This window comes from Actinoplanes campanulatus (genome assembly GCF_014647795.1).
In the GTDB taxonomy this organism is placed as follows: Bacteria; Actinomycetota; Actinomycetes; order Mycobacteriales; family Micromonosporaceae; genus Actinoplanes; species Actinoplanes campanulatus.
Genome location: NZ_BMPW01000040.1, coordinates 25,171 through 51,210 on the forward strand (window position 1 = coordinate 25,171; position 26,040 = coordinate 51,210).

Here is a 26,040-nt window from a genome sequence, read left to right on the forward strand (position 1 = left end):
TGATTGCGCACGCACTAAATCCATGTGCATGAAATCGGAACCGCGGATAGGATGCCCCCCATGGAGCCGGAAGCCGCCCTCATCGACCAGTGGCGATCACTGCTGGCCTGCTACAACGAGGTCGCCTGCCATCTCGAGCGCGCCCTCCAGGAGTCCCACGGGCTGTCCCTCAGCGAGTTCGAGACACTCGACCGTCTCACCACGCAGAACTGTGACAAGCGCCGCATGCAGGACCTGGCCGAGGCCATGTACCTGAGCCAGAGCGCCCTCTCCCGAACCGTCACCCGCCTGGTGAACGCCGACCTCATCGACCGCACCCACTGCGTCCAGGACCGCCGCGGCGTCTTCGTCCAGCTCACCGACCTGGGCCGCACCCGCCACACCGAGGCGAAAGCCACCCACCTGGCCGTCCTGGCCCAGCACCTGACCCCAACCCCATAACCCCGGTACCTACCGCGGCCAACGCCCCCTTCTCCCCCTCCCTTTTCCGGTACGGACCACACCGCCCCGCCGATTCCTCCCCGCCCCACCGGCTCATGCGAGCCACTGCCACTCAATCCCGTGCCGCGCAGGGTGGGTGGGCGCGCACGGCGGCGGTATCCCGGTCGGCTACGTGGCCTATCGCCGCGATGGCCGTCCACGTGGCGGCTTTCGTGTGCTTTCACCTCCGAAAACCCGACCGACACTAACTCCGCGTGAGCGAGGGACTCGGTTCACCGGCTCTTTGTGGAATGTCGGGGTATCCAGAACAGCACGGATGTACCACGCACCCTCACCTACCCAAGATCGCGGTCACGGTGAGTGACTGTCGGCAACTTCCCGTGGCGCGATGCCGCGGCCACGCGGCGAACCGACCCACCAGCCCCCAAGCGCAATGCCGCGGCCACGCGGCGAGGCGAGCGGGAGGCGAGGAAGCGCGACGAAATCACGCGGCGCGATCACCGCACCGTGGGGTCTGGGGCTCGGGCCCCAGGAGGGAAATACGGAGAGGGGCCCGGTCCGCGCTTTCCGCGGACACAGGCCCCTTCCACTCGTAGCGGGGACAGGATTTGAACCTGCGACCTCTGGGTTATGAGCCCAGCGAGCTACCGAGCTGCTCCACCCCGCGTCGGTTTCTTAACCCTAGCGCACCGACTCCGGGGGCCGCAAAACGGCCCCCGGAGACGATCGTCACCCGCCCGCTGTACCCGACGGGCTGGCAGCCGTGGACGGGCTCGGCGACACGCTGGGCGCGGCACCGGGCTTGTTGGCCGCCTGGAAGCGCGCCATCGCCTCGTCGAGGGCCTTGAGCGCCTCACCCTCCTTGACGAAGTCGCCGGACTGCTTCGCGGCGCGCAGGTCCTCGATGGCCTTGTCGACGTCCGCGGCCGCCTGAGCTAGCTCGGGGCTTATCTGGCCGGGCGGCTGGTTGGTGGTCGGCGGTGTCGTCGGGGTGCCGCCGGTGGTGGGCGCACCGGCCTTACCGAGGGCCGCGAGTGCTTCGAGACCTTCGGTGAGGTTGTCCTCGAGGACGACGTAGTTGCCGGCGTCACCGTAGGAGATCAGCACCTTCTGCAGCAGTGGCGCCGTGTTGCCCTGGCTGTCCCGCACGTAGATGGGCTCGACGTACAGGATGTCGTCGGCCAACGGCAGCGAGATCAGGTTGCCGTAGAGAACCGTGGCCTGGCCGCCACGGTTGAGCAGGGTCAACTGCTGGGAGACGGAGGAGTTGTTGACCATCCGCTGGTGCACCTGGACCGGACCGGGCACGACCGTGTTGTCGGGCAGCTCGAGAACCTCGAGTTTGGGTTGCCCGTCGACGTAGGAGCCGGAGATCAGGGCCGCCATGTTCTCCCGGTTGGCCGGGGTGACGCCGGAGGTGAGCTGGAACCGGGTCTCCTGCTGCTCGGGCAGCTTGACGTTCAGGTAGAACGGCGGCTGCTTGCCGCTCGACGGCGAGTCCGGAGCGTTCGGAACCTGCCAGAAGTCGTCGCCGGAGAAGAACGTCCGCGCGTCGGTGACGTGGAACTTGGTGAGCAGGTTGCGCTGCACCTTGAACAGGTCGGCCGGGTAGCGGAAGTGCTCGGCGAGCGCCGCCGGGATCTGGCTCTTCGGGACGATCAGGTCGCCGCCGAACGCCTTGTTCCACGCCTTGAGGACCGGGTCCTGCTCGTCGAACTCGTAGAGCGTCACGGTGCCGTCGTACGCGTCGACGGTCGCCTTGACCGAGTTGCGCATGTAGTTGACGTCGTCCTTGGCGAGGGCGAAGGAACCGGTGCCGGTCAGCTCGTCCCGCGTCTCGGTGGCCAGGTTGATCTTCTGGGCGTACGGGTAGGTCTTCGCGGTCGTGTAGCCGTCGAGGATCCAGGTGATCCGCCCGTTGACGACGGCGGGGTACGGGTCGCCGTCGATGGTGAGGAACGGCGCGACCTTGGCGACCCGCTCACGGGGCTCCCGGATGTACATCAGCCGGGAATCCGCGTTGACCGCGTCGGAGAGCAGGAAGTTGCTCTCGGTGTTCTTGATCGCGAACACCATCCGCCGGAAGAACGACCCGATCTCGACGCCGCCCTTGCCCTCGTACGTGTAGAGGACGTCGCCGCTGCTCGCGTTCTGTTCCTGCGGCCGGTCGAACTCGACGTTCTTGTTCTTGTCCTCCTGGCCGACGATCACGTACTCGGTGGACTGCTCGCCGTAGTAGATCCGCGGCTGCTCCGTCTTGATCAGGTCGGACGCCTCGGCACAGTCGGTCTGATTCTGCCCGCTGCCGCCGAGGAAGCCGGACACGAAGTACGGCAGGCCGGTGCCGCAGACGCGGTTGGCCGGCGCCGCCACCAGGCCGTAGCCGTGGGTGTAGACGGTGTGCCGGTTGATCCAGTTGCGCTGCTGGGCGGTGAGCTTGTCGTCGTTGATCTCGCGGGCGCCGACCACGTAGTCCTGGGCCTTGCCGTCGATCGTGTAGCGGTCGACGTCCAGCTTCTCGCCGAAGTCGTAGAAGCCACGGGGCTGCTGGGACTGGGTGAACGCCTGGGAGACGAGCTGCGGGTCGACCAGCCGGACGTTCTGCGCGCTGGTGTCGGCGGCCAGTGTCTCCGGTGGCCGGGCACTGCGGGCCGCGTACTGCGTGACATCGGTGTTCTCCAACCCGAACGCCGCCCTGGTCGCTTCGATCGACCGTAAGATGTAGGGCGACTCCTTGTCCGAGAGGCTGGGCTTGACCTGGAAGTTCTGCACCGCCAGCGGGTAGATGCCGCCGATCGCCACGGCCGAGATGGCCAGCAGGGCCAGCGAGACACCGGGCCAGACCAGGTTCCGCATCACCGCGTTGGAGAAGACGATGATCGCGATCGCCACCACCACGGAGATGTAGGCGAGGATCTCCTTGGCCGGCAGCAGCGCGTTGACGTCGGTGTAGCCGGCGCCGTAGAGATCCGGCGACACGTGCTTCTCCAGCAGCAGAGCCCGCCGGTCCAGCACGTAGGCCACCGCCTTGAGCAGCACGAAGACCGCGACCAGGGTGGTCAGGTGGGCACGCGCCGCTCCGGTCATCCGGTCGCCGACGCCCTGGAGGCGCACACCGCCGAAGATGTAGTGCACCGCCAGCGCGCCGAGCACCGACAGCACCACGGCCGTGAAGCCGAGCCCGAGCAGGTAGCGCAGCCACGGGTACTCGAACACGTAGAACGAGATGTCGACGTTGAACTGCGGGTCCGGGACGCCGAACGGCTCGCCGTTGCGGAACAGCATCCAGTCGCTCCACCGGCTCTGCGCGGAGAGGCCCGCGAAGAAGCCGATGACCAGACCGGTCACCGCGATCCACGTGCCCAGGCGCGGGGCGAGGATCATCCGGTAGCGCTCGAGGGTGGCCTGTTCGGCGGAGTGCGGGCGCAGCAGCGGCCGCAGACGGTACGCCAGATAGAGGTTGCCGGCGACGATCAGGGTCATCACCACACCGACCGCCACGAACAGGACGAGGCGGGTCAGCAGCACCCCGGAGAAGACGCTCGTCTTCTCGACCTCGGAGAACCACAGATAGTCGGTGTACGCGTCGATACCCCAACCGAGCAGCGTGAATAGGACGAAGACCCCGACCAGGACGCCGACGGTCACGCGACCGCGCCGGCTCATCCTCGGTAGAGGACTGTTACGCATGACCACGTTGGCTCCACACTTCCTCTGGCCGGTTCTTCACCTTACGATGTCGCATCCAGCTTCGATACGCGGCAGAACTGTCTCGTCACTCCCGGCACACGCATCACGATGCCGAGCACGGTTTCGGGGTGTTTCCGGTGGTGAAGGCCTGTAGCGCGGTGAGCGCGTCGTCCACCGTGGCCACCTCGGCCATCGGCAGACCGGGCACGGCGTTCTTCAGCGCCTCCGCACAGTTCTCCCGGGGGACCAGGAAGAGCTCGGCGCCGGCCTTCTTCGCGCCGACCAGCTTCTGCGGGATGCCACCGATCGGGCCGACGTTGCCGTTGTCGTCGATGGTGCCGGTGCCCGCGATCACCTTGCCGCCGGTCAGGTCCTCGGGGCGCATCTTGTCGATGATGCCGAGGGTGAACATCAGGCCGGCGCTCGGCCCACCGATCTTGTCGAGGTCGATCTCGATCTCGTACGGGTTGGGCTGCTTGGTGTCGATCTCGATGCCGATCCGCGGTGTGCCGTCCTTCTCGTCGGCGCGCGAGGTGATCTGCGCCGTGGCGGGCTGCCCGCCCCGGGTGTAGGCGACGGTCAGGGTGGACCCGGCCGGCTTGCTCCGGACCACCTCGGTCACCTGGGCACGGCCGGTGATCGGGGTGCCGTCGACCGCGGTGATCACGTCGTCCGCCCGCAACACGCCCTCGGCCGCTCCGCCCGGGGTGACCTTGGACACGAAGACCTGCACCGGGTAACCGAGCTCACGCAGAGCCACCGTCTCGGCGCTGCTCTGCGACTGCTTCCACTCCTGCGCGTTCTGCTCCTGGACCTGCTTCTCGCTCTGGTCCGGCGGGTAGATCAGCTCACGCGGCACCACCGCGTCGGAGTCGCTCAGCCAGCTGCGGATCGCCTGGACCAGCTCCACCTGTGACTGCACGTTGACGGTGGTCAGGCGCAACTGCCCGGCCGACTTCGAGGTCTCGCCCTTCGTGACCTGGATGACCTCGGTGCCGTTGTCCGAACCGAGGGTGTCGACCGTGGGGCCGGGCTTGAGCACCACGTAGGGCATCGGTGCGACCATGACACCGGCAGCCAGGAGTGCGGTGATCAGGGCGCCGAGGATGACGGTGACACCGCGACGTCTCATGCGCGGAAGCGTACCCACCTTCTCTGAGTTCTCTCTGAGCTGACACCGCCCTCAGTCCGCTACCGGGTTTTCGCGCGTACCGTGGGGGTCGTGCCTGATATCCCGTTCGGCTTCTCCCTGCCGGGCGCTCAGCCGCCCGACCCCTCCGACCCGCAGCAGATGCAGCAGTTCATGGCGCAGCTGCAGCAGATGTTCGCCGCGCCCGGCAGTGGCCCGGTCAACTGGGACCTGGCTCGACAGGTCGCCGCCAGCCAGCTCTCGGCGTCCGGTGACCCAGCGGTGAACATGCTGGAGCGCCACCAGGTCGAAGAGGCGCTCCGCCTCGCCGATCTCTGGCTCGACCCGGTGTGCGCGCTTCCCAGCGGCATCCACAAGTCCGTGGCGTGGAACCGCAACGAGTGGATCTACAACACTCTCGACGTCTGGAAGAAGCTGTGCGAGCCGATCGCCGGCCGCATGGTCGGCGCCATGGGCGACCTGGTGCCCGAGGAGGCCCGCGCCCAACTCGGCCCGATGCAGTCGATGGTCGCCACGCTCGGCGGCGCGCTCTTCGGCGGCCAGCTCGGCCAGGCCTTCGGCCAGCTCGCGGCCGAGGTCCTCTCGGCCGGTGACATCGGCCTTCCGCTCGGTCCGGCCGGCACGGCCGCGCTGGTCCCGTCCAACATCAAGGCGTACGGGTCCGGCCTCGAGCTTCCGGAGGACCAGGTCCGGCTGTACGTGGCGTTGCGTGAGGCCGCCCACCAGCGGCTGTTCGGGCACGTCCCGTGGCTGCGGGCGCACGTGCTCAGCGCCGTGGAGACGTACGCGAGCGGCATCACGGTCAACCGGGAGGCCATCGAGGAGGCGATGAGCCGCGTCGACCCGAGCGATCCCGAGTCGATGCAGGCGATGGCCCTGGAGGGCATCTTCACTCCGGAGGACACCCCGCAGCAGAAGGCCGGGCTGGCCCGGTTGGAGACCGCGCTCGCCCTGGTCGAGGGCTGGGTGGGCCACGTGGTCGACGCCGCCGCGGGGGATCGTCTGCCGTCGGTGGCCGCGCTGGGCGAGGCGTTCCGCCGCCGCCGGGCCGCCGGTGGGCCGGCCGAGCAGACCTTCGCGGCCCTGGTCGGCCTGGAGCTGCGCCCGCGCCGTCTGCGCGAGGCCGGCGCCCTGTGGGCCGCCGTCACCGAGCACCGCGGCATCCCCGGCCGGGACGCCCTCTGGGACCACCCCGACCTGCTGCCCACCAACGACGACTTCGCCGACCCGGCCGCCTTCGCGCGCAGCCGCACCGACTGGGACATCAGCGAACTCGAGGGCCTCGAAGACGGCCCGACCGAGGACTGACCTGCCCGGGGCGCCCGACCAGGCGCCCCGGCCCAGGACGATCCTCAGCCGCCGGCCCCGAGCGTGGTGATTCTCAGCCGCCGAGGAGGGCGCGAGTGTTCTCCCAGCCCTCCAGGGCCGGGTCGAGGGTGGCCAGGTCGGCCGGGCCGCGCAGGCGGCGCCACTGCGGGGTGGAGGTGACCTCGCCGGGGGCGGGCGCGGTCTTCCGCAACGCCGGGGCCGACCCCTGATCCAGGTCGTGGTCGGCCAGCCATTCGGGCGCGGGCAGGCTGGTGGCCACCCCGAAGAGGCCGCCACCCGGACCACCCGCGGCCACCGCGACCGCTTTGCCGTCGAGCGGGCGGAGCAGCTTGCCCAGCGTCATCCCGGGCACGTCCGGGGCGTCGGCGGCGATCACCGCGGCCTGATCGAAACCGTCCTCCGCAGCAGCCCGCAGCACCGGCAGCACGGTCGGCGCCGGGATCTCGTAGATGCGCATCCCCGGCCAGGCGATCTCCTCGGCCAGGGCCCGGTCCCCGGGAGCCGCGGCGATCGCGGCCTCCGCCTGGGCCAGCCGGGCGAGCAGATCGACCACGTCCTCGGCCATGGCGGTCCGCCAGGCGACCAGGTCGACACCCGGCGGGCTCCACGGAACCGGCACCAGCATCGCCACAACCACCCGCCGCGTCACGCCGTCACCCTACCGACCGGCGCCCCGTTCCCACCCGCAACACCGAACCACCCCGCTGAAGCCGATCCCGCCCCGCCCCACTCAGCCGACCCAAAACCTTCAGCTGGCTCTCAGCGCTGCCTCAGGGCACTCGAAACAGCCCCACAGCCAGCCAGACCTTCAGCTGGCTGCCAGACGGCCTCAAGACGAGCGAGACAGCCCCCAGAGCCAGAGCTGCTTCAAGACGAGCGAGAGCCTCTGGAGCCGGCCGGAACCACTCGGCTGTCTCAGGGAGATGACGCTCAGCGTGGGCGGGGCGCGGAGGGTGACCCACCACGGCAATCTCACCGGGCGGGACCGGCCCGTCACGCCGCAGGCGCGCCGCGGCCGGGAGTGGGCAGCGAGCCGGGACCCTCCCGTCCAGGGGACGCGTAGGCGTACCGATGGATGGGGTTATTCGGCCATCACGAGCGTGCCGGCCGCAGAGACGCCTTCCAGATAGCCGCGGGCGCGTTCGGCCTTGGGGAAACGGTTCACCAGATCCCAGAAGCGGGCGTTGTGGCTGGGCACGACCAGGTGGGCGAGTTCGTGCAGCAGCACGTAGTCGATGACCCAGTCGGGCATCTCCTGGATGCGGTGGGAGATGCGGATGGTCGCGTCGTCGGGGGTGCAGGAACCCCAGCGCCCGTTCTGGTTGGTCACCCAGCGCACGCTGGCCGGCACCACCCGGTCGGCGTGATCAGCCAGGTAGCGGCTGGTCAGGCGGCGGGCGCGGGCCAGCAACGCGGCGTCCGTGCACCGCAGGCGTTCCTCACGGGCGGCGAGCCGGGCGAGCATGCGCTCCACCCACTCCGTCTCCTCCGCACGGGAGAATCGGTCCGGGATGAGTACCACGACTCGCTCACCGTCGCGATACGCGGACACCGTCCGTCGCCGGCGCTGACTGCGCCGCACTTCCACGACAGGCTTGCGCGCGCGGGCCATTACCGGCTCGCGCGGCCCAGATTCGGGTTCACGTTGAGACGCTAATCCGCCGCACCGGGGTCACCGCAAGGGTACGGACAATGACTGTCACGGAAAATGCGCACTTCGCCCGCATATACCCGAAAAAAATTTCCCCACCGGCAACAGGGGTGACATCCGTCAACCTAGACCATCGTCGACTCAAGCACCCAACCGGCCTACCTGTCCGGTTTATGCCTCTACGACGATAATTGTCGGCGTGTCTGGGCAAAACAGGCTATAAAGGGTACTTAGGACCGGCACACTCACGTCGTCGGCGACACCGCCGACACTGCGCTGACATGGAACCGTCCTGACCTGGGTAAGTGAGCGCCCCGGATGGGGAGCACACGACCACCCGGACAGGGGTGGCCACATCCGCGTGGCCGCATTGCGGTCCAGCGCCGCAGAGAGGTTCGCGCCCGCCGCCGCGAACAGAGGCACCGGGCCGGGCGGCCGACGATACGACGAGGAGGAACCGTGGCCGAAACCACCTACAACGGCTACTGCGTCAAGTGCAAGGAGAAGCGTGACTTCCAGGGCAACGTGGAGGTCTCCAAGACCGGCATGAACATGGCCAAGGGCAAGTGCCCGGTCTGCGGGACGACGATGAACCGGATCCTGGGCAAGGCCAAGGCGTGAGCCGCCACCACCGGGGAGGAGCCACCACGGCCACCTCCCCGGTGGAGCGGTGAAACGGAGGAGCGGCCGCCCGTAACCGTGTCCACTCAGACACGTTGAGTCAACTGGGACCCGACCGCCCTGTGGATAACTAGCCCCGAACCTGTGGACAACCGTAGTCCTAGTCACCGGGCCTGTGGATAACATCACCACTGCGCAGCTTCGCAGTGACACCCTGTCATGCATGAATCGGACACCGCTGCCCCGGCCCACCCTGGTTCCGGGTCTGTCCCGCTTCTGGCGTACCGAGGGCGAGCTGCAACTCGGGCTCGATCCCGCGCACGCGGTGCTGCTGCGGCTGCCCGATTCCCGAGCCGCCCGGCTCCTCGATCTGCTGGACGGCGACCGGGCCGAGCGGCTGGTCCTGGTCCGGGCCGCCGAGCTGGACGTCCCACCGGCCGACGCCCGTGCCCTGCTGGACCTGCTGCACGAGGCGGGCCTGGTCCTGCCCGCCGCCTCGTTGCTGCCCGCCGCCCTGCCGTCGGCCGTCCGGGACCAGCTCACCGCCGAGGCCGCGGCTCTCGCGCTGGGTCGCGCCGCCCGTTCCCGCGGGCCGGGCGCCGACCTGTCCGGCCCGTCGCCCGCACAGATCCTGCGCCGCCGCCGGGAGGCCCGCGTGGTGCTCACCGGCCGGGGCCGGCTGGGCTCGACCATCGCGGTCGCACTGGCCCAGGCCGGGGTGGGGCACGTGTTCCCGGATCTGGCCGGGGTGGTCGGACCGGCCGAGATCACCGGCGCCCCGCTGCTCGCCTCCGACGTCGGCAGCCCTCGCCACGAGGCCGTCACCGCGGCGCTGGAGCGGATCGTGCCGGGCACCGGAGTGCACCCGATCCGGCGTACGCCCGCTTCGCTCGTCATCCAGCTGGCCCACGACGAACCGCCCGCCCTCGTCGCGGCCGGGCACCAGGCACGCCGCCAGCCGCATCTGTCCGTGACGGTGCGCGACGGCGCCGGGGTGATCGGGCCGCTCGTGCCGGCCACCGGCGCGCCCTGTCTGAACTGCGTAGACCTTCATCGCCAGGATCGGGACGACGGCTGGACCGGGATCGCTCCCCCGGCCGCCCCGGACGGGATCGAGCCGTGCACGGTGACCACGCTGCTCGCCGCCACGGCCTACGCGACCGCCGAGGCGCTCGCCTTCCTGGACGGGGCCGCTCCGGAGACCCTCGGCGCCGCCGTGGAGATCTCCACGGCCGGCCGGTTCCGGCGCCGAACCTGGCCGCCGCACCCCCGATGTGGTTGCCAGAGGGGTCGGCGGAGGCCAACCTTCACCGGACCTTCACCGCATAACCACCAAACCACCTTCGGGCGGGCGGGGTGAGGACCGGACGTCGGTCACAATGATCTGGTGACGGACATACCGCGCCGCGCCGCTTCCCGGACGGCGAAGCTCGCCGCACTTCCGCTCGGTTTCGCCGGGCGTGCCGCCCTCGGTCTCGGCAAACGTGCCGTCGGCATAGCGTCCGACGTCATCTCGGCCGACATTCAACAGCGCACCGCCGAGCAGATCTTCAGCGTGCTGGGGCAGCTCAAGGGCGGGGCGATGAAATTCGGCCAGGCCCTGTCGGTGTTCGAGGCCGCGCTGCCCGAGGAGATGGCCGGGCCCTATCGCCAGGCCCTGACCAAACTCCAGGAGGCCGCGCCGCCGATGCCGGTGGCCAACGTGCACAAGGCGCTGGCCGAGCAGCTCGGCCCGGACTGGCGGGACCGGTTCGCCGAGTTCGACGACGGCCCGGCCGCCGCCGCCAGCATCGGACAGGTGCACCGGGCCGTGTGGAAACTGCCGCCGGCCCGGCGCAACGCGAAGCCGAAGCTGCTGCCGGTGGCCGTGAAGGTGCAGTACCCGGGCGCAGGCGACGCCCTGATCGCCGACCTCAAGCAGCTCTCCCGCCTGGCCGGCATGTTCAAAATCATCCAGCCGGGCATCGATGTGAAACCGCTGCTGGCCGAGCTCCGCGAGCGGATCACCGAGGAGCTCGACTACGAGATGGAGGCGGAGACACAGCGGGCGTTCGCGGAGGCGTACCGGGACGATCCGGAGATCTTCGTGCCCCGGGTGGTCGCCTCCGCCCCGCGGGTCCTGGTCACCGAGTGGGTGGACGGCACCCCGCTGGCCGAGGTGATCACCGGTGGCTCGCCGGCCGAGCGGGACGAGGCGGGTCGGCTCATGGCCGTCCTGCACTTCTCGGCTCCCGGCCGGGCCGGTCTGCTGCACGCCGACCCGCACCCCGGCAACTTCCGGATCCTGCCCGACGGCCGGCTCGGCGTCATCGACTTCGGCGCGGTGGCCCGGCTCCCCGAAGGCCACCCGGAGCCGATCGGCCGGCTGGTCCGGCTCGCCCTCGACGGCCAGGCACAGGCGGTCGTCGACGGGTTGCGCGACGAGGGCTTCGTCAAGGCGACCGACGATCTCGACGCCCAGGCGCTGCTCGACTTCCTGCTGCCGATGATCGAGCCGGTGGGGGCCGAGCGGTTCCGGTTCACCCGGAGCTGGCTGCGGTCGGAGGCGACGAGGCTGACCAATCCCCGGGGCCCGGCGTACCAGCTGAGCCGGCGGCTCAACCTGCCACCGTCCTACCTGCTCATCCACCGGGTGACACTGGGCTCGATCGGAGTGCTCTGCCAGCTCGAGGCGGAGGCGTCCTATCGCGAGATCCTTGAGGAGTGGTTACCGGGTTTCGCGCCGATCGCGTGAAAACGGCCCGTCCGCTGCTGCGGGCGGGCCGTTTCATTCCATCAAGGTCGGTTATCAGAGCCCGACGCCGCGATCACGGGAGGCCCTGCTGCGGGCGTCCATGGTGATCTGGCGGGCGGAGCGGTAAGCCTCAGGTGCACGGTCACTCTGAGGCCGACGCATTCGGGCACGGGACAACGCTTCTTGGATGAGTCTCATCTTCGGGGCTCCACTCGGGTTCATGTCGTTACTCGGCTTTCGGATTTCGATCTCGGGCTTGGGGAGGGTGTGCATCTCAGGCCGCCAGACGGACCGAGCTGCGGGTGTCGAGACCGTTCGCGGCGAGCCGCTCCTCGACCTCGACAGCCAGCTCGGCGTCGCGAGCGACGTCGGCCTTACGCGGACGACCACGGGGCCGCTTGCGCGGAACCACGGCGCCACGCTCGAAGATCTCGCCACCCCAGACACCCCAGGGCTCCGCACGGTCGACCGCACCGGCCAGGCACTCGGCGCGCAGCGGGCAGTCCCCGCAGAGCGACTTGGCCAGCTCCAGCTGGGCCGGGGAGTCGGAGAACCACAGGTCCGGGTCGAACTTCCGACAGGGCAGGTTCGCCTCGATGTCGACGCTCACGTCGATCGGGGCCAGCGCCAGACTCATAAAGCCCGGTCACCTCTCTCTTCTTCTCGATCTTCTGGATCGTGTTTCGGGTCGTGCACCGGCCGGTTGGGCCGGAAAAAGATTTGAGGCCGCGGATCCCATTTCTGGGTTCCGCGGCCTCGAGGTGAGCCGGAGGTCTGTTTGTCAGACCGGCCTTCCTCGAGGCGGGACACCGCTGCCACCATCCGTGTAGCGCTTGCCGGAGATGGTGATGTTGCTGCCCTTGAAACCAGTTGTCCCGTTGCTTCCACCCATGCGCACCAGGGTCGCTTTGCCCAGCTCGGCCTGGGCGCGGACCTGGTGCTCCCGCGGAGCCGGGACGAGCGCTGCCGCGGTCGGCAGGGCCCGGACGAGCTCGGACGGGGTCCGCTCAGCGACCATCAGCGCCAACGGAGCGGCGGTGGCGGGCAGTGAGGCGGACAGAGGCCAGGCAGCAGTCGGCAGCATCGACGGGATCGTCATCGTGATGTTGAGCTTCATCGTTGCCACCTCCCTCTCCATGACCTTGCACTCGTGGTTAGAAACCCCAGCAAGCGAACCGCTCGCCAAGACGTGTCCTGAGGCTATGCCTGCCCTACACGGGAGGGCAAACGAATTAACGCACTAGTTTCCGAAGTTTTTCGGCGCAAGATCATCTGGGCTCGCTCCGGCCACCAGAGCGAAGACCGCGTCGCCGTACTGACCCAGCTTCCGGGGGCCGATCCCGGCGATCGCCAGCAGCTCCGCCGGGCCGGTCGGGCGGCGCTCCGCCACGGCCACCAGGGTCGCGTCGGTGAACACCACGTACGCAGGGACTTTGAGCTCCGCCGCGGTGCTCGCGCGCCACACCTGCAAACGCTCGTGGAGGTCCTCGTCGAGGTCCGACGGGCAGGTGGGACAGCGGCCCAGTTTGCGGTCGGCGCCGGCCAGCAGGGTGGCGCCGCAGATCCGACACGAGGACACCCGGATGGGACGCCGGTCGGGTTTCCGACTTCCATCGACCGGGGTGCGTTCCCTGGACGTCGAACGCTCCAGCTGCGGAAGGAACCGGCACGGGCGGCGGGCCCGGCCACCGGGGGCGCGGGACTGGCCGTAGGAGAGCCAGAGTAGGTGACGGGCCCGGGTCACCCCCACATAGAGCAGGCGGCGCTCCTCCTCCAGCTGCTCAGCGGTCTTCGCGTACGTCGTCGGAAGCGTCCCGTCGGCGAGCCCGACAAGGAACACGGCGTCCCATTCGAGGCCCTTGGCGGAGTGCAGCGAAGCCAGTGTGACTCCTGCCACAGTGGGCGCGTGCTGCTGTTCGGCACGGCGGGCCAGCTCGTCGTTGAAGGTGGACAGCGACACGTCCCGCTGGATCCGCCCGGCCTCACCGATCGGCAGGATCTCCGGCTCGGCGGCGTACTCCTCGGCGAGGGTGACCAGCGCGGCGAGCGCCTCCCACTGCTCGCGTGCCGCACCGCCCGGCGGGGGTTGGCTCCGGTTCCATCCGGTGGCGGCGAGCGCCTCCACGACCGCCTCGACGAGCGGGGTCTCGCCGGGGACCGACCGCACGGCGGCACGCAGCGCGACCATCGCCTGCCGAACCTCGGCACGCTCGAAGAACCGCTCGGCGCCCCGGACCACGTAGGGCACCTCGGCCTCGGCGAGCGCCTCCTCGTACGCCTCGGACTGCGCGTTGGTCCGGAAGAGCACCGCGATCTCGCTGGCCGGGGTGCCGGCCGCGATCAGTTCCCGGCATCGCCGGGCCACCGCGACCGCCTCCCCCGGCTCGTCCGGGAAGATCTTGAGTTCCGGCTCCGGCCCGGGCGGCCGCTGCCCGACCAGCTCCAGGCGCAGTTTCGCCTCGGTGCCGCGGGCCTGCCGGATCACCGCGTTGGCCAGCCCCACCACCTGCGGCGTGGAGCGGTAGTCACGGACCAGCCGGACCACCACGGCGTCGCGCCGCTGACGGGGAAAGTCGATGAGGTACGCCGAGGTGGCGCCGGTGAACGAGTAGATGGTCTGGCTGGCGTCGCCGACCACGGTGAGGTCGTCGCGCCCGCCCAGCCAGGCGCCGAGCAGCCGCTGCTGGAGCGGGTTGACGTCCTGGTACTCGTCGACGACGAAGTGCCGGTACTGGGCGCGGATCTGTTCGGCGACGTCCGGGTGCTCCTCGATGCCCCAGACCGCGGCACGCAGCATGTCCTCGAAGTCGATCACGCCCTGACGGCGCTTCAGCGACTCGTAGGCGGCGAACACCTCGGCCACCCGGGCCGGTTCGAACGGCGGCTCACGCATCGCCTTGGCCGCGGCCACCAGGTACTCCCCCGGCTCGACCAGGGAGGACTTGGCCCACTCGATCTCACCGGCCAGGTCCCGGGCGGCGGCCCGGTCGGTGCGCAGCCCGGCCTTCGCGGCCGCCAGACCGACGACGCGGACCTTGCTCTCCATCAGCTCGGGCATCTGCCGGCCCTCGAGCAGCCGCGGGGCGAAGTAGCGGACCTGGCGTAGCGCGGCCGCGTGGAAGGTACGAGCCTGCACCCCCGCCGTACCGAGGGCGGTGAGCCGGGCCCGCATCTCGGCCGCGGCCCGCGCCGTGAAGGTCACCGCCAGCACGTGCCGCGGGCTGATCTCGCCGGAGAGGGTCCGGTACGCGATGCGGTGGGTGATGGCCCGGGTCTTGCCGGTGCCCGCGCCGGCGAGGATGCAGACCGGCCCGGCGGGGGCCGTCACCGCCGTCCGCTGCTCCGGATCCAGCCCGGCCAGCACCCCTTCAGTCCGCACGGTAGGGAATCATGACACCCGTACGGGGTGTTGTGCTTGTCAGACGCACCACCGTGTGACCTGTATCGAAGGAGCCCTGACCGATGCTGACCATGTACTCGACGTCCTGGTGTGGGTACTGCCACCGCCTCAAGTCGCAGCTCGACCGCGAGGGCATCACCTACGACGTCGTCGACATCGAGCAGGACGAGGCCTCGGCCGCGTTCGTGCGCAGCGTCAACGGGGGCAACCAGACCGTGCCGACGCTGAGGTTCGCGGACGGTTCGGCGCTGACGAACCCGTCGATCGTCCAGGTGAAGCAGCACCTCGCCGCCATCGCGGCCTGAGGTTTCGGGAGGGGCCGGGCCCCTCCCGAACCTTTACGGGATCAGCGCCGGGATGCTGGAGTCGAGCAGACCCCGCTCCTTGAGGGCGCCGTAGAGCGGCGTGGTCTCCGGGTAGTGGCCCCACTGGTGGTCACCGTCGCCGTTGCCGAAGCCGCCGAGGAGCTGCTTCTGCACCTCGTTGAGATTCGCCCAGGCCGGCGTGTTCGGCAGGTCCGCATTCTCGTCGCGCATCGCGATCCACCGCGGGGTGTAGCCGAAGAACGCGCCGACACGGGTGATGTCGGAGTAGTTGTCCGACCGGGCGTGCCAGATGCGGCGGTCGAAGACGACCAGGTCACCGGCGTTCGCGGTGATCTGGGTCGCGCCCTCCGGCTGCGGGAACGGCAGGCCGCGGCTCTTCGGGCCGGGCAGCCAGTTGGTCTTGTGGCTGCCCGGCAGCACGGTGAAGTTGCCCCGGCCGGTCTCGCTCACGTCGGAGAACCAGTACGCCAGCTTGACCGACAGCATCGGGCGCGGGTCTGTCTCGATCTCCCGGTTCTGGCGGCCGCCGTCCTGGTGCCAGTGCCACCACTCCTTCTGCTGCTCGTGCAGCTGGGGGTGGACGTCGATGTGCGAGTGGTAGATGTGCAGGTTCCACCCGAGCAGCGACCAGATGTACTTGAAAGCCTTGGGGTGGTCGATCAGGAAGGCCAGCTCGGGCACGTGAGCGATCGGCGACAGCTGGTGCAGCGCACCGGTCGCGCTGAGCTTGCCCTCGGCCTTGCACTTCTCGTAGTACCCCAGGATCGCGGCCCGGCCGGCCTCGATCTCGCTCTCACTCAGCACCGACGGCACGACGATGTAGCCGTCGCGATCGAACGCCTCCCGCTCCTCCGCGGACATCGGCGTCCACGCCGGCGCCTCCACCTGAGTCATCGCTTCCCCCTTCGTCTTTGAAAGGAAGACGCGATGAACCCTCGGATTGGTTGCCGCCTAACCGGAAAAAGTTTCCGGATCCTCGTGGAGCCACTTCTCGATCAGGTAGAAGGCGATCGACGAGTTCATCGGCAGGGCCGGCGTGCCGTCGCCGGCGACCATCTTCGCGACCGCCTCCCGGGTGAACCAGTGCGCCTCGTCGATCTCCTCCGGGTCCAGGACCAGTGGCCGGGCCGGATCGGCGATGCCGTGGAAGCCGAGCATCAGCGAGCCGGGGTACGGCCAGGACTGGCTGCCCTCGTACCGGATCTCGGAGAGGTGGACGCCTACCTCCTCGTACACCTCGCGGGCGACCGCGGCCTCGGCCGACTCGCCGGCCTCGACGAAGCCCGCCAGGCAGGAGAAACGCCGGCTGCCGTCCGGCCGGGGCGGCCAGGCCGCGTTGTGCCCGAGCAGGCAGCGGCCGGCCGGCCCCGGTACGCCGTCGTGCACCAGAATGATCATCGCCGGGTCGGTCCGCGGCCACATCAGGCCGCCGTCCGGGTCGACTCGCGCCCACCCCGCCTCCACCGCGACGGTCGGTTTCCCGGTACGCGGGGAGAACTGGTGACTGCGGTGCCAGTTCCCGAGGGCGACCGCGGTGGTCAGCAGGCCGGTGTCGCGGGCGTCGAGCAGGTGCCCGACCGAGCGCAGATCCATGGACCGGGTGCCGTCGCCCGCCGTGAGCGGTGCGTCGACGGCCCAGAACGGGGTGCCGTCCGGGCCGGTGCCGAGGAACCAGCGCTCCCCCTCCGGCGCCTCCGACGGCGGCACCAGGACCAGCGCGGAGCCGCCGTCGGAACGGTCGGTGACCAGCGCCCGGCCGCCCTTGGCCAGGTCCACCACGACGACCTGGCCACGGTCCCAGGCGGCGGCGAGCCAGTCCTCGTCCTTGCGGCGGTGGGCGGCACGGTCGAGGGTGGTCCGGGCGAGCGGTGGGCCGCCCGGTTCTTCGGAGCTGGTCACGCTGCGCCGCGCTCCACGGCGGTCAGCGCGGCGAGCTGTGCCTCGATCCGCTCGGCGTCGCCCAGGACGACGGTCACCGCGCGGGACGGGGCGAGGTACTTCGCGGCCGCGGCGGCGACCTCCTCACGGGTGGCGGCCGACAGCGCCGCCGAGTAGTCGCGCAGGTGGTTGAGGCGCAGCCCGAAGCCGGCGTAGATGCTGGCCAGCCCGGCCAGGCCGGCCTGGGTGGACATGTTGAGGCGGAGGGCTCCGAGGGCGTACCGGCGGGCCTGCTCCAGCTCCTCCTCACCGGGGGCGAGGCTGGCGATGCGGCCCAGCTCGTACTGCGTCTCGAGCAGGGACGGGCCGGTCACCTCGGTGGCCACCTCGGCGGCCGCGACCAGGGCGGACCCGGCGACGAAGTGCTCGATCGACGAGTACGACCCGTAGGTGTAGCCCTTGTCCTCCCGGATGTTCTCCGTCCAGCGGGACGAGAAGTAGCCGCCGAAGACCAGGTTGGCCAGGTAGAGGGCGGCGTAGTCGGGGTCGGTGCGGGTGAGCGCGGGCAGGGCGATCCGCAGCGAGGACTGCACCGAGCCGGGCCGGTCGACGAGCAGCAGCGGGCCGGTCTCCAGCGCGGGGGTCGCCGGGATGGTCCCGTCCGGGGCGCTGCCGGTCCAGCCGCCGAGGATCTTGTCGGCGGTGTCGATGGCCTGCTCCGGGTCGATGTCGCCGACGAGCACCAGCACCGCGCCGTCCGGGCGGACCCGCTCGGCGTGCAGCTCGCGCAGGGCGGCCGGCTCGACGGCGCGGACCTCCTCCGGGCCGGGGGTCTGCACCGCGTACGGATGGGCGCCGTACATCCGGCTGAGCAGCGCCGCCCGGGCCAGGTGGCCGGGCTGGCTGAGGGCGACCTGGATGTGGTCGACCAGCCGCTCCCGTTCGGTGGCCACCTCGGTCTCCGGGTAGGCGGCGCCGGTGAGCACCCCGGCGAGCAGCTCCAGGGTCCGGTCGAGCCCGTCGGCGAGGGCGTTGCCGCTGATCAGCAGGCGGTCCGGGTCGAGCCCGGCGGCCAGGCTGCCGCCGACGGCCTGCAACTCGGCCGCGATGTCGATGCTCGACATGGCGCTGGTGCCGGTGAGCAGGGCCTGCGACAGCAGGGTGGCCGGGGCCAGCGGCGCCCGCCCGAACGGGATTCGCAGCCGCACCTCGACCAGCGGCACGGCGGACCGGCGGATGGCGATCACGGTGAGGCCGTTGGCGAGCGTGCGCTCCCTCTCCAACGGCAGGTTCAGTTCGGCGTCCGGCACCAGGTCGGGCAGGGTCTTGGTCACGCGGAAGCTCCCGGGATCACTTCGACGGAGGCGCGGCGCTCGGGCCGCAGGGTGGCCGCGGCGGCGACGATCTGCTCCGCACGCACCTCGCTGATCAGCTTGGGCAGGTCGTTCAGCATCTCGGGGCGGCCGCGCTGCAACTCCAGCACGGCCATCGGCAGCGCCCGGCCGAGCACGTCGTCGGTGCCGTGCAGCAGGCGGGTCGCCATCCGGGCCTGGGTGCGGTCCAGCTCGCCCGGCTTGAGACCGTCGGCGGCGAGCCGGTCCAGCTCCTCGTCGATGGTCCGCAGCACCTTGTCGGCGTCGCCGCCGGGCGGCAGGTGGGCCTGGAGCAGCAGCGCGGTGGGGTTGCGCACCTGGTACTCGTCGCCCATGAAGCCGATGTAGCCGCCCAGGGTGGTAGCCGTCCGGTCCCGCTGGACCAGGCGCTCCACGAGCCGGGAGGCGTCACCGTCGGTGAGCACCTCGGCGAGCACCACGAACGGCAGGTAGTCGTCGAAGGTCGCGATCGGGTCCGGCACACGCCAGCCGCCGGCCACCGCGGGCAGCGGGGCGATGCGATCTACGTACGACTCCCGGCGCTCCGCCGTCAGGTCCGGCTCGAAGAAGTCGGGCAGCCGCGGGGCGGGACGGGCGGGCACGTCACCGAAGTGCCGCTCGATCATGGCGGTCGCCTCGGCCACGTCGAAGTCGCCGGCCACCGACAGCACCGCGTTGCCGCAGGCGTAGTAGCGGTCGAAGAACCCTTGCGCGTCCTCGACCGTGGCGCTCTCCAGGTCCTCGAACGAGCCGTATCCGTCGTGCGCGTTCGGGAAGGTCTCGAACATCACCGGTGGCAACTTGAGCCACGGGAACCCGCCGTACGGCCGGTTCAGCACGTTGACCCGGATCTCCTCCTTGACCACGTCGACCTGGTTGCGCAGGTTCTCCTCGGTGAGCCGCGGGCCGCGCATGCGGTCGGCCTCGAGGAAGAGCGCGCGCTCGAGGCCGCCGGAGGGCAGCACCTCGAAGTAGTCGGTGTAGTCCAGGTGGGTGGAGCCGTTGAAACTGCCGCCCGCGCCCTGCACGTGGCGGAAGTGCGCCAGCTTCTCCAGGTTCTCCGAGCCCTGGAACATCAGGTGCTCGAAGAGGTGGGCGAACCCGGTGCGGCCTTCCGGCTCGCTGCGGATGCCGACGTCGTAGACGACTGCCACACCGACCACGGGGGCGCTGCGATCCGGGGAGAGGACCACGCGCAGACCGTTGCCGAGAGTGAACCGCTCGACCGGGTATTTCGTCGCGGGGATCTTGATTCTGGGCGCCACGGTACGAATCTAGCGGACGCTGCTCCGTAGTCGAGTGGCGACGCCGGGTAAATACATCAATATCCGTTCCCGATCTTCTGCCGCGAATCGGACGGGGACATCACCCCTGGGATGGACTTGACGCACCAACCCCACATGGCCCAGTATTCCCATCCATCAGATAGGTGAACACGGGAAAGGGGGCGCGCGTCGTGTATGTCTCGGCACGCACGGACTACGCCGTACGCGCGATGCTCGCGGTCACCGCGGAACACCCGCACCTGGTCAAGGCCGCCGGACTGGCGGCCGCCCAGGAGATCCCGCTGAGCTTCCTCCAAGGCATCCTGCTCGATCTGCGCCGCGCCGGGCTGCTGCACAGCCATCGCGGGGTGGACGGCGGATACGCGCTGGCCCGCCCGGCCGAGGAGATCACCGTCGGCGACGTCGTACGCGCCGTCGGCGGGGCCCTCACCACGGTTCGCGGCCTGCCCACGTCCACGGCGACCTACCACGGTGCGGCGACGGCGCTGCATGACGTGTGGGTGGCCGTCGAGGCGGCCATCGAGGGCGTGGTCGACCACAAGACCCTGGCCGAACTCTCCAGCACCTCAGTGAAACGAAACTAGGAGTGAGCATGAGCTCCCGCACCATACGCGCGCTCGCCTTCGCCACCGCCGCCGTTCTGGCCTCGACCGCTCTCGCCGCCTGCGGTTCGGACGAGGAGACCCCAGCCGCGGCCGGCTCCGGCACCGCCGAGGCCGAAACCATCCGTCTGGGCTACTTCCCGAACATCACCCACGCGCCGGCCCTGGTCGGCGTCAACAAGGGCTTCTTCACCGAGGCCCTGGGCAGCACCAAGCTGGAGGAGAAGACCTTCAACGCCGGCCCAGCCGCGATCGAGGCGCTCTTCTCCGGCGCGATCGACGCGACCTACATCGGCCCGAACCCGGCGATCAACGGCTGGTCCGAGTCCAAGGGCCAGGCGCTGAAGATCGTCGCCGGCAGCACCTCGGGTGGCGCCGGCCTGGTGGTCAAGGAGGGCATCAACACCCCGGCCGACCTCAAGGGCAAGAAGATCGCCACCCCGCAACTGGGCAACACCCAGGACGTGGCGCTGCGCGCCTGGCTGAAGCAGAACGGCCTGAACGCCGACAAGCAGGGCGGCGGCGACGTCTCGGTGCTGCCGCAGGACAACGCGACCGCACTCCAGGCCTTCGCCCAGGGCGCGATCGACGGCGCCTGGGTGCCCGAGCCCAACCTGAGCCGGCTGATCCTCGAGTCCAAGGGCAAGCTGCTCGTCGACGAGAAGACCCTGTGGCCGAACGGCGAGTTCGTCACCACGCACCTGATCGTCAGCCAGGAGTTCCTGAAGAAGTACCCGGGCACGGTCAAGAAGCTGATCCAGGGCCACGTCAAGTCGGTCAAGTTCATCGAGACCAGCAACGCCGAGGCGCAGGCCGCCGCGAACGCCCAGATCGAGAAGCTGTCCGGCAAGGCGCTCAAGCCGGAGATCCTCGCGTCCGCGTTCAAGAACCTGAAGTTCACCCACGACCCGATCGCCTCCTCGCTGTACACCAGCGCGAAGAACGCCGAGTCGGTGGACCTGCTGGACCCGGTCGACCTCAAGGGCATCTACGACCTGACCCTGCTCAACGAGGTGCTCAAGGCCGAGGGCCAGTCCGCGGTCAGCGACGCCGCGGCCTGACGAACTGATTCTTCGAGTGATGGGAGGGCGAGCATGAGCACGGTAGTGCGGATCGACGACGTCACCAAACAGTACGGTTCGGGCAGCAATGCGCTGCTCGCCCTCGACCACGTCTCACTCACCGTCGACAAGGGCGAGTTCGTCTGCCTCCTCGGTGCGTCCGGGTGCGGCAAGAGCACGCTGTTGTCCCTGGTGGCGGGCCTGGACAAGATCACCGGCGGGACCCTGGAGATCAACGGCAAGCACGTCGCCCTGATGTTCCAGGAGGCCGCCCTCTTCCCCTGGCTGTCGGTGGCCGGCAACGTCGAGCTGGCGCTGCGCCTGCGGGGCGTCGGCCGGGCCGACCGCCGCAAGCGGGCGCAGGAGCTGCTGGAGATCGTCCGGCTGGGCGGTTTCGGCGGCAAGCGGCCGCACGAGCTCTCCGGCGGCATGCGGCAGCGGGTGGCGCTGGCCCGGGCCCTGGCCCAGAACGCCGACGTCCTGCTGATGGACGAACCGTTCGGCGCCCTGGACGCGATGACCCGCGACATCCTGCACGACGAGCTCGAGCGGATCTGGCGTGAGCAGGAGCTCACCGTCCTCTTCGTGACGCACAACGTCCGGGAGGCGGTCCGGCTCGGGGACCGGGTCGTCCTGCTGAGCAGCCGGCCGGGCCGGGTCCTCGAAGACTTCAAGATCGATCACCCGCGCCCGCGGCGTATCGACTCGACCGAGGTGGCCGCCCAGGCCGCCGAGATCACCGACCGGCTTCGTGCGGAGGTCGCCCGTCATGCCAACTGAGGTCGTCACCGCCGACAAGACGGCCGACGAGGTCAGCGGCCTCGACGCGCTGGAACTCGCACCCCGGCCGGAGAAGGGCGACCGCGGCCGGCGGATCTGGAACAGCGCCTGGCCCAAGCTGCTGGCCGTCGCCATCGCGATCGCCGCCTGGCAGCTCGTGGTGCTCTCCGAGTGGAAGCCCACCTACGTGCTGCCCGGCCCGGTCGACGTGTTCGCCGACCTGAAGGAGCTGGCCACCACGCCGGACTTCTGGGACGGCGTACGGCTGACCCTGACGCGGGCCTTCACCGGCTTCCTGCTCGCGGTCGCCATCGGCACCGTGATCGGCGCGGCGGTCTCCCGGTTCGCCCCGCTGCGGGCCGCGATCGGCTCGCTGATCACCGGCCTGCAGACCATGCCGTCGATCATGTGGTTTCCGCTGGCCATCCTGCTCTTCCAGCTCAGCGAGAGCGCCATCATGTTCGTGGTGGTCATCGGTGCCGCGCCCTCGGTGGCGAACGGCCTGATCAGCGGCATCGACTACGTGCCGCGGACCTGGCTGCGGGTCGGCCAGGTGCTGGGCATGAAGGGCCTGTCCAAATACCGGCACCTGATCCTGCCGGCGTCGCTGCCGTCCTTCATCTCCGGGCTCAAGCAGGGCTGGGCGTTCTCCTGGCGCAGCCTGATGGCCGGTGAGCTGCTGGTCATCGTGCCGGGCGCGCTGTCCGTCGGCGCCCGCATGCAGAACGCCCGGGACCTGCACGAGGCCTCGCTGGTGATCAGCTACATCATCGTCGTGCTGATCATCGGCATTCTGATCGACATCCTGTTCAACACGGCGGACAACGCCCTGCGCAAGCGCTGGGGCCTGACCGGCAACTAGAGAGGTCTAGAGCGGCCGGACCGACTCGAGCACCTCGTCGATGACATGGTCGAACTGCTTGTGGGTGCCGGGCACCGAGACGTACAGGATCGCGGCCGTCGGTTTCCCGACGTCGATGACCGCCACCGCGGACAGCTCCTCGGTGGCGGTCAGCCCGGCTTCGGAGAAGCGCAGCCGGAACTGGCTCACCCAGGCGGGCCGCCCGCCCAGCGTCGTCACCTCGTCGCGCAGCGGCTCCATCCGGTTCGGCTGCGGGTAGTACTCGGCCCGCACGTCCGCCGCGACCTGCCGCCCGACACACTCCAGATCCAGCGTGACGGCGTCGTTGTCGGCCGCCGGCACCGCCGCCGACAGGATCGAGGCGTGGTAGCTGCCGCCGCTGTAGACCTCGGTCACGAAATGCTGCCCGACCCGGTAGGGCACCCGCAGCGTCCCCGCCTCCCAGACGTCGGTCCAGGTCTCCCAGGGGGCGCCGTACCGCTGGTAGGAGATGCCGGCGACGTCGTCGACCGTGCGCTCCCCGGCGACCGGCGGCGGCGCGCTCGGCGCGGCCGTGGGGGCACCGCTCGGCGCGGCCGTGGGGGCACCGCTCGGCGCGGCCGTGGGCGCCGGGCAAGCCTGCGCCAGCGGCGGCCGCACATCGGCCGGTGGGCCGGCCTTCGACCCGAACGGATGGCCGTCGCCGCCCACGACCACGATCAGCAGGACGGTGAGACCGATCGCCACGATCGCCCCGGCGACGCCACCGAAGATCATCAACTGCCGCCGGCGCCGTCGTGGCCCGTCCGGCGGAGGCGCCTCCGGCGGGGCGGGCGGCTGCGGCGGAGACTGCGCGGGTACGCCGTACGCGGTGACCATCCCCGATGCCCATGGGGACGGATCAGGACGCGCATCGGTCATGACTCCAGTGAACACCACCGGCGCCGACATCCCATGAGCCGGTAGGCCCGCCGGGTTTGTCCGGCCGACCTACGCCGATCCCGGAAACGTCGGCTACCGTGCTGCCATGGAACTGGTGTATCCCCCGGTCGTCGCCCTCGCCAAGACGATGTTCCGCGTGCTCGACAACAAGATCGAAGTCGAGGGCGCCGAGCACATCCCGACAAGCGGCGGGGCGGTGCTGGCCAGTAACCACTCCAGCTACCTGGACTTCATCTACTGCGGCCTGGGCTGCCAGCCCGCCAAGCGGCTGGTCCGGTTCATGGCGAAGAAGCAGGTCTTCGACCACAAGATCAGTGGCCCGCTGATGCGCGGCATGCGGCACATCCCGGTCGACCGCAAGGCCGGCACCGCCGCCTTCAAGCACGCCATCGAGTCGCTGCGCGGCGGCGAGATCGTCGGCGTCTTCCCGGAGGCGACGATCAGCGAGTCCTTCACCGTGAAGACGCTGAAGTCGGGCGCCGCCCGGATGGCCCAGGAGGCCGGGGTGCCGCTCATCCCGATGGCCGTCTGGGGTCCGCACCGACTCTGGACCAAGGGCCGCAAGAAGGAGCTGACCAAGCGACACGTGCCGGTCCTCATCAAGATCGGCGAAGCGATCGAGGTCACCGCGGACGCCAACCCCGAGGCGATCACCGCGATCCTGAAGGAGCGGCTCACCGGGCTGCTCGACGCGGTCCAGCGGGCGTACCCGGCGAAGCCCTCCGGCCCGGACGACCGCTGGTGGCTGCCGGCCCACCTGGGCGGCACCGCCCCGCTGCCCAGCGGCACGGCCGCCTAGGCCCCACCTGACCGAAAACGACCATCGAGGGCTTCCGGCGCGCCGGGGGCCCTCGATACGTGAAGGGCCCCGGAACGGCATCGGCGCCGCACCCTGACCGGGTACGGCGCCGACCTCACTCGGTGCCGGCCGCTAGCCGCGGCCGAGGCTCAGCGTGAGTCAGACAGAACGGATGTTGGCCGCCTGCGGACCCTTCTGGCCCTGGGTCACCTCGAACTCCACCCGCTGGTTCTCCTCCAGGGAGCGGTAGCCCGACATCTGGATCGCGGAGAAGTGGGCGAAGACGTCGGCACCGCCGTCGTCCGGGGTGATGAACCCGAAGCCCTTGTCCGCGTTGAACCACTTCACAACACCGGTAACCATGCTCGTCTCCTCGACGATCGATCATTCCCGACCATTATGGACGGGAACGAGGTAATAAGACCCGCATTCTGTGGGTCTCGTGCTGTCGTACTGATCGCCCGACCGGAGAAACCCGGGTTACGACAAAGAGCGCCTGGGGCAGACTTCCCCACAGGCGCTCCTGAGTACTTGGGAACCAAACTGACAACGTGGGCCAGCGTAGCACGGGAATAGGGGTCGCGAAGTGCTCGGCGTACAAGTGGCGCGGCAGCTCAAGGCCGCCGGACTGGCCTGGAAGCCACAGCTCGGCGACCGTTTCGCCATCCCGGACCGGGATCTGGACGACGAGCTGTTCGTGCTCAGCAACATGCTGATCCAGGTGCACGACCGCCCGGAGGGACGAATCATCGCCTTCAACGGCACCACCGAGTGGGCGCTCGACGACGTCGATCTGGGCGAGGCGCTCTGGCTGCCACGCGAGGATCAGCTCCGGGAGCTGCTCGGCGGCACCTTCCGCGAGCTGCGCCGAGAGCCCGGCGGCCACCTGGTCCGCGTCGAACTGCTCGGCCAGGAACACACCTTCACGGCCGCCCACGCCGAGGAGGCCTACGCGGCCGCCCTCCTGCACGTCCTGGCGGCGGCCTTCTGAACCCCTTTCCGGTACGGACGACCTCGAACCCGCCGAATCCACCCCGTCCCGCGGCACCCCGCGATCATCTGCCGGGGCGCGCCCGCGACGCGCCCGCCGGGCTGAGTTTTTTCGCCGCTGGCGGGCGGCCCGTTCCGGGCTGAAA

At 70.0% G+C, this 26,040-nt stretch carries 25 protein-coding genes and 1 tRNA gene; 12 read left to right on the top strand and 14 right to left on the bottom strand.

The window, feature by feature from the left end; all coding sequences use genetic code 11:
• Positions 1–60 precede the first annotated feature (60 nt).
• Entirely contained in the window at positions 61–441 is a 381-nt protein-coding gene (locus IEZ13_RS43945; RefSeq protein ID WP_183217036.1) for a MarR family winged helix-turn-helix transcriptional regulator, read from the top strand.
• A 593-nt stretch (positions 442–1,034) separates the two neighbouring features.
• Here the strand turns inward: IEZ13_RS43945 and IEZ13_RS43950 are convergent.
• The 3 genes from IEZ13_RS43950 to IEZ13_RS43960 form a co-directional block, all read right to left on the bottom strand.
• Positions 1,035–1,108: transfer RNA gene (locus IEZ13_RS43950), tRNA-Met, on the bottom strand.
• Between the two features lie 62 nt (positions 1,109–1,170).
• Positions 1,171–4,137, bottom strand: a complete 2,967-nt coding sequence (locus IEZ13_RS43955) for a UPF0182 family membrane protein (RefSeq protein WP_183217038.1) — start codon at positions 4,135–4,137, stop codon at positions 1,171–1,173.
• 97 nt (positions 4,138–4,234) lie between these two features.
• Positions 4,235–5,263, bottom strand: a complete 1,029-nt coding sequence (locus IEZ13_RS43960) for a YlbL family protein (protein WP_183217040.1) — start codon at positions 5,261–5,263, stop codon at positions 4,235–4,237.
• 90 nt (positions 5,264–5,353) lie between these two features.
• Here IEZ13_RS43960 and IEZ13_RS43965 point away from each other — a divergent pair, with 90 nt between their 5' ends.
• A complete protein-coding gene (locus IEZ13_RS43965; RefSeq protein WP_183217042.1) occupies positions 5,354–6,589 on the top strand; it encodes a zinc-dependent metalloprotease in 1,236 nt (411 codons plus the stop codon).
• Positions 6,590–6,662: 73 nt separating this feature from the next.
• On the opposite strand, the gene IEZ13_RS43970 is transcribed toward IEZ13_RS43965, so the two are convergent.
• Together IEZ13_RS43970 and IEZ13_RS43975 are read right to left on the bottom strand one after the other, a co-directional pair.
• On the bottom strand, positions 6,663–7,259 hold the full coding sequence (locus IEZ13_RS43970; protein WP_183217044.1) for a hypothetical protein: 597 nt from the start codon (positions 7,257–7,259) through the stop codon (positions 6,663–6,665).
• Positions 7,260–7,691: 432 nt separating this feature from the next.
• Positions 7,692–8,222 (bottom strand): M48 metallopeptidase family protein, encoded by a 531-nt coding sequence (locus IEZ13_RS43975; RefSeq protein ID WP_183217045.1) that lies wholly within the window; start codon positions 8,220–8,222, stop codon positions 7,692–7,694.
• 498 nt (positions 8,223–8,720) lie between these two features.
• Between IEZ13_RS43975 and IEZ13_RS43980 the strand changes: the two genes are divergently transcribed.
• The 3 genes from IEZ13_RS43980 to IEZ13_RS43990 all read left to right on the top strand — a co-directional run bounded on the left by IEZ13_RS43980 (position 8,721) and on the right by IEZ13_RS43990 (position 11,616).
• Positions 8,721–8,882: a DUF5679 domain-containing protein gene (locus tag IEZ13_RS43980; protein ID WP_183217047.1), complete on the top strand. Its 162-nt coding sequence runs from the start codon at positions 8,721–8,723 to the stop codon at positions 8,880–8,882.
• 223 nt (positions 8,883–9,105) lie between these two features.
• Entirely contained in the window at positions 9,106–10,242 is a 1,137-nt protein-coding gene (locus tag IEZ13_RS43985; RefSeq protein WP_183217049.1) for a hypothetical protein, read from the top strand.
• A gap of 27 nt (positions 10,243–10,269) precedes the next feature.
• Positions 10,270–11,616, top strand: coding sequence for an ABC1 kinase family protein (locus IEZ13_RS43990; protein ID WP_183217051.1), 1,347 nt, complete (start codon positions 10,270–10,272; stop codon positions 11,614–11,616).
• 274 nt (positions 11,617–11,890) lie between these two features.
• On the opposite strand, the gene IEZ13_RS43995 is transcribed toward IEZ13_RS43990, so the two are convergent.
• The 3 genes from IEZ13_RS43995 to IEZ13_RS44005 form a co-directional block, all read right to left on the bottom strand.
• Positions 11,891–12,253 carry a WhiB family transcriptional regulator gene (locus IEZ13_RS43995; protein WP_183217053.1) on the bottom strand — a complete coding sequence of 121 codons (363 nt, stop codon included), beginning with the start codon at positions 12,251–12,253 and terminating at the stop codon, positions 11,891–11,893.
• 144 nt (positions 12,254–12,397) lie between these two features.
• On the bottom strand, positions 12,398–12,733 hold the full coding sequence (locus IEZ13_RS44000; RefSeq protein ID WP_183217055.1) for a hypothetical protein: 336 nt from the start codon (positions 12,731–12,733) through the stop codon (positions 12,398–12,400).
• Positions 12,734–12,856: 123 nt separating this feature from the next.
• On the bottom strand, positions 12,857–14,995 hold the full coding sequence (locus tag IEZ13_RS44005; protein WP_183217057.1) for an ATP-dependent DNA helicase UvrD2: 2,139 nt from the start codon (positions 14,993–14,995) through the stop codon (positions 12,857–12,859).
• An 83-nt stretch (positions 14,996–15,078) separates the two neighbouring features.
• Between IEZ13_RS44005 and IEZ13_RS44010 the strand changes: the two genes are divergently transcribed.
• Entirely contained in the window at positions 15,079–15,321 is a 243-nt protein-coding gene (locus IEZ13_RS44010) for a mycoredoxin (protein ID WP_183217059.1), read from the top strand.
• Positions 15,322–15,354: 33 nt separating this feature from the next.
• Here IEZ13_RS44010 and IEZ13_RS44015 read toward each other — a convergent pair whose 3' ends face one another.
• The 4 genes from IEZ13_RS44015 to IEZ13_RS44030 are packed head-to-tail and all read right to left on the bottom strand — an operon-like array spanning position 15,355 to position 19,858.
• A complete protein-coding gene (locus IEZ13_RS44015) occupies positions 15,355–16,236 on the bottom strand; it encodes a phytanoyl-CoA dioxygenase family protein (RefSeq protein WP_183217061.1) in 882 nt (293 codons plus the stop codon).
• Between the two features lie 57 nt (positions 16,237–16,293).
• Complete coding sequence (gene nudC / locus IEZ13_RS44020; RefSeq protein ID WP_183217063.1) at positions 16,294–17,241, bottom strand: NAD(+) diphosphatase; 948 nt, start codon at positions 17,239–17,241, stop codon at positions 16,294–16,296.
• On the bottom strand, positions 17,238–18,554 hold the full coding sequence (locus tag IEZ13_RS44025) for a M16 family metallopeptidase (protein ID WP_183217065.1): 1,317 nt from the start codon (positions 18,552–18,554) through the stop codon (positions 17,238–17,240). The genes nudC and IEZ13_RS44025 overlap by 4 nt, the downstream gene beginning before the upstream one ends.
• The gene (locus IEZ13_RS44030; RefSeq protein WP_183217067.1) at positions 18,551–19,858 is read right to left on the bottom strand and encodes a M16 family metallopeptidase; all 1,308 of its coding nucleotides are present in this window, start codon (positions 19,856–19,858) and stop codon (positions 18,551–18,553) included. Before IEZ13_RS44030 ends, IEZ13_RS44025 begins: the two co-directional genes overlap by 4 nt.
• A 191-nt stretch (positions 19,859–20,049) precedes the next feature.
• Between IEZ13_RS44030 and IEZ13_RS44035 the strand changes: the two genes are divergently transcribed.
• From IEZ13_RS44035 to IEZ13_RS44050, 4 genes are read left to right on the top strand one after another with little or no spacing between them, the layout of a single operon-like run.
• Complete coding sequence (locus tag IEZ13_RS44035) at positions 20,050–20,463, top strand: RrF2 family transcriptional regulator (protein ID WP_183217069.1); 414 nt, start codon at positions 20,050–20,052, stop codon at positions 20,461–20,463.
• Positions 20,464–20,471: 8 nt separating this feature from the next.
• Positions 20,472–21,542, top strand: a complete 1,071-nt coding sequence (locus IEZ13_RS44040; RefSeq protein WP_183217072.1) for an ABC transporter substrate-binding protein — start codon at positions 20,472–20,474, stop codon at positions 21,540–21,542.
• 33 nt (positions 21,543–21,575) lie between these two features.
• Positions 21,576–22,322: an ABC transporter ATP-binding protein gene (locus IEZ13_RS44045; protein ID WP_183217089.1), complete on the top strand. Its 747-nt coding sequence runs from the start codon at positions 21,576–21,578 to the stop codon at positions 22,320–22,322.
• On the top strand, positions 22,312–23,184 hold the full coding sequence (locus tag IEZ13_RS44050) for an ABC transporter permease (RefSeq protein WP_183217091.1): 873 nt from the start codon (positions 22,312–22,314) through the stop codon (positions 23,182–23,184). Before IEZ13_RS44045 ends, IEZ13_RS44050 begins: the two co-directional genes overlap by 11 nt.
• A 6-nt stretch (positions 23,185–23,190) precedes the next feature.
• Here the strand turns inward: IEZ13_RS44050 and IEZ13_RS44055 are convergent, their stop codons facing one another.
• Positions 23,191–24,084: a hypothetical protein gene (locus IEZ13_RS44055; protein ID WP_183217093.1), complete on the bottom strand. Its 894-nt coding sequence runs from the start codon at positions 24,082–24,084 to the stop codon at positions 23,191–23,193.
• Positions 24,085–24,190: 106 nt separating this feature from the next.
• Here IEZ13_RS44055 and IEZ13_RS44060 point away from each other — a divergent pair, with 106 nt between their 5' ends.
• Entirely contained in the window at positions 24,191–24,904 is a 714-nt protein-coding gene (locus tag IEZ13_RS44060) for a lysophospholipid acyltransferase family protein (RefSeq protein WP_183217095.1), read from the top strand.
• A gap of 159 nt (positions 24,905–25,063) precedes the next feature.
• Here the strand turns inward: IEZ13_RS44060 and cspE are convergent, their stop codons facing one another.
• Positions 25,064–25,267 carry a transcription antiterminator/RNA stability regulator CspE gene (gene cspE, locus IEZ13_RS44065; RefSeq protein WP_014447450.1) on the bottom strand — a complete coding sequence of 68 codons (204 nt, stop codon included), beginning with the start codon at positions 25,265–25,267 and terminating at the stop codon, positions 25,064–25,066.
• Between the two features lie 223 nt (positions 25,268–25,490).
• Here cspE and IEZ13_RS44070 point away from each other — a divergent pair, with 223 nt between their 5' ends.
• Positions 25,491–25,895 carry a pilus assembly protein CpaE gene (locus IEZ13_RS44070; RefSeq protein WP_183217097.1) on the top strand — a complete coding sequence of 135 codons (405 nt, stop codon included), beginning with the start codon at positions 25,491–25,493 and terminating at the stop codon, positions 25,893–25,895.
• Positions 25,896–26,040 lie beyond the last annotated feature (145 nt).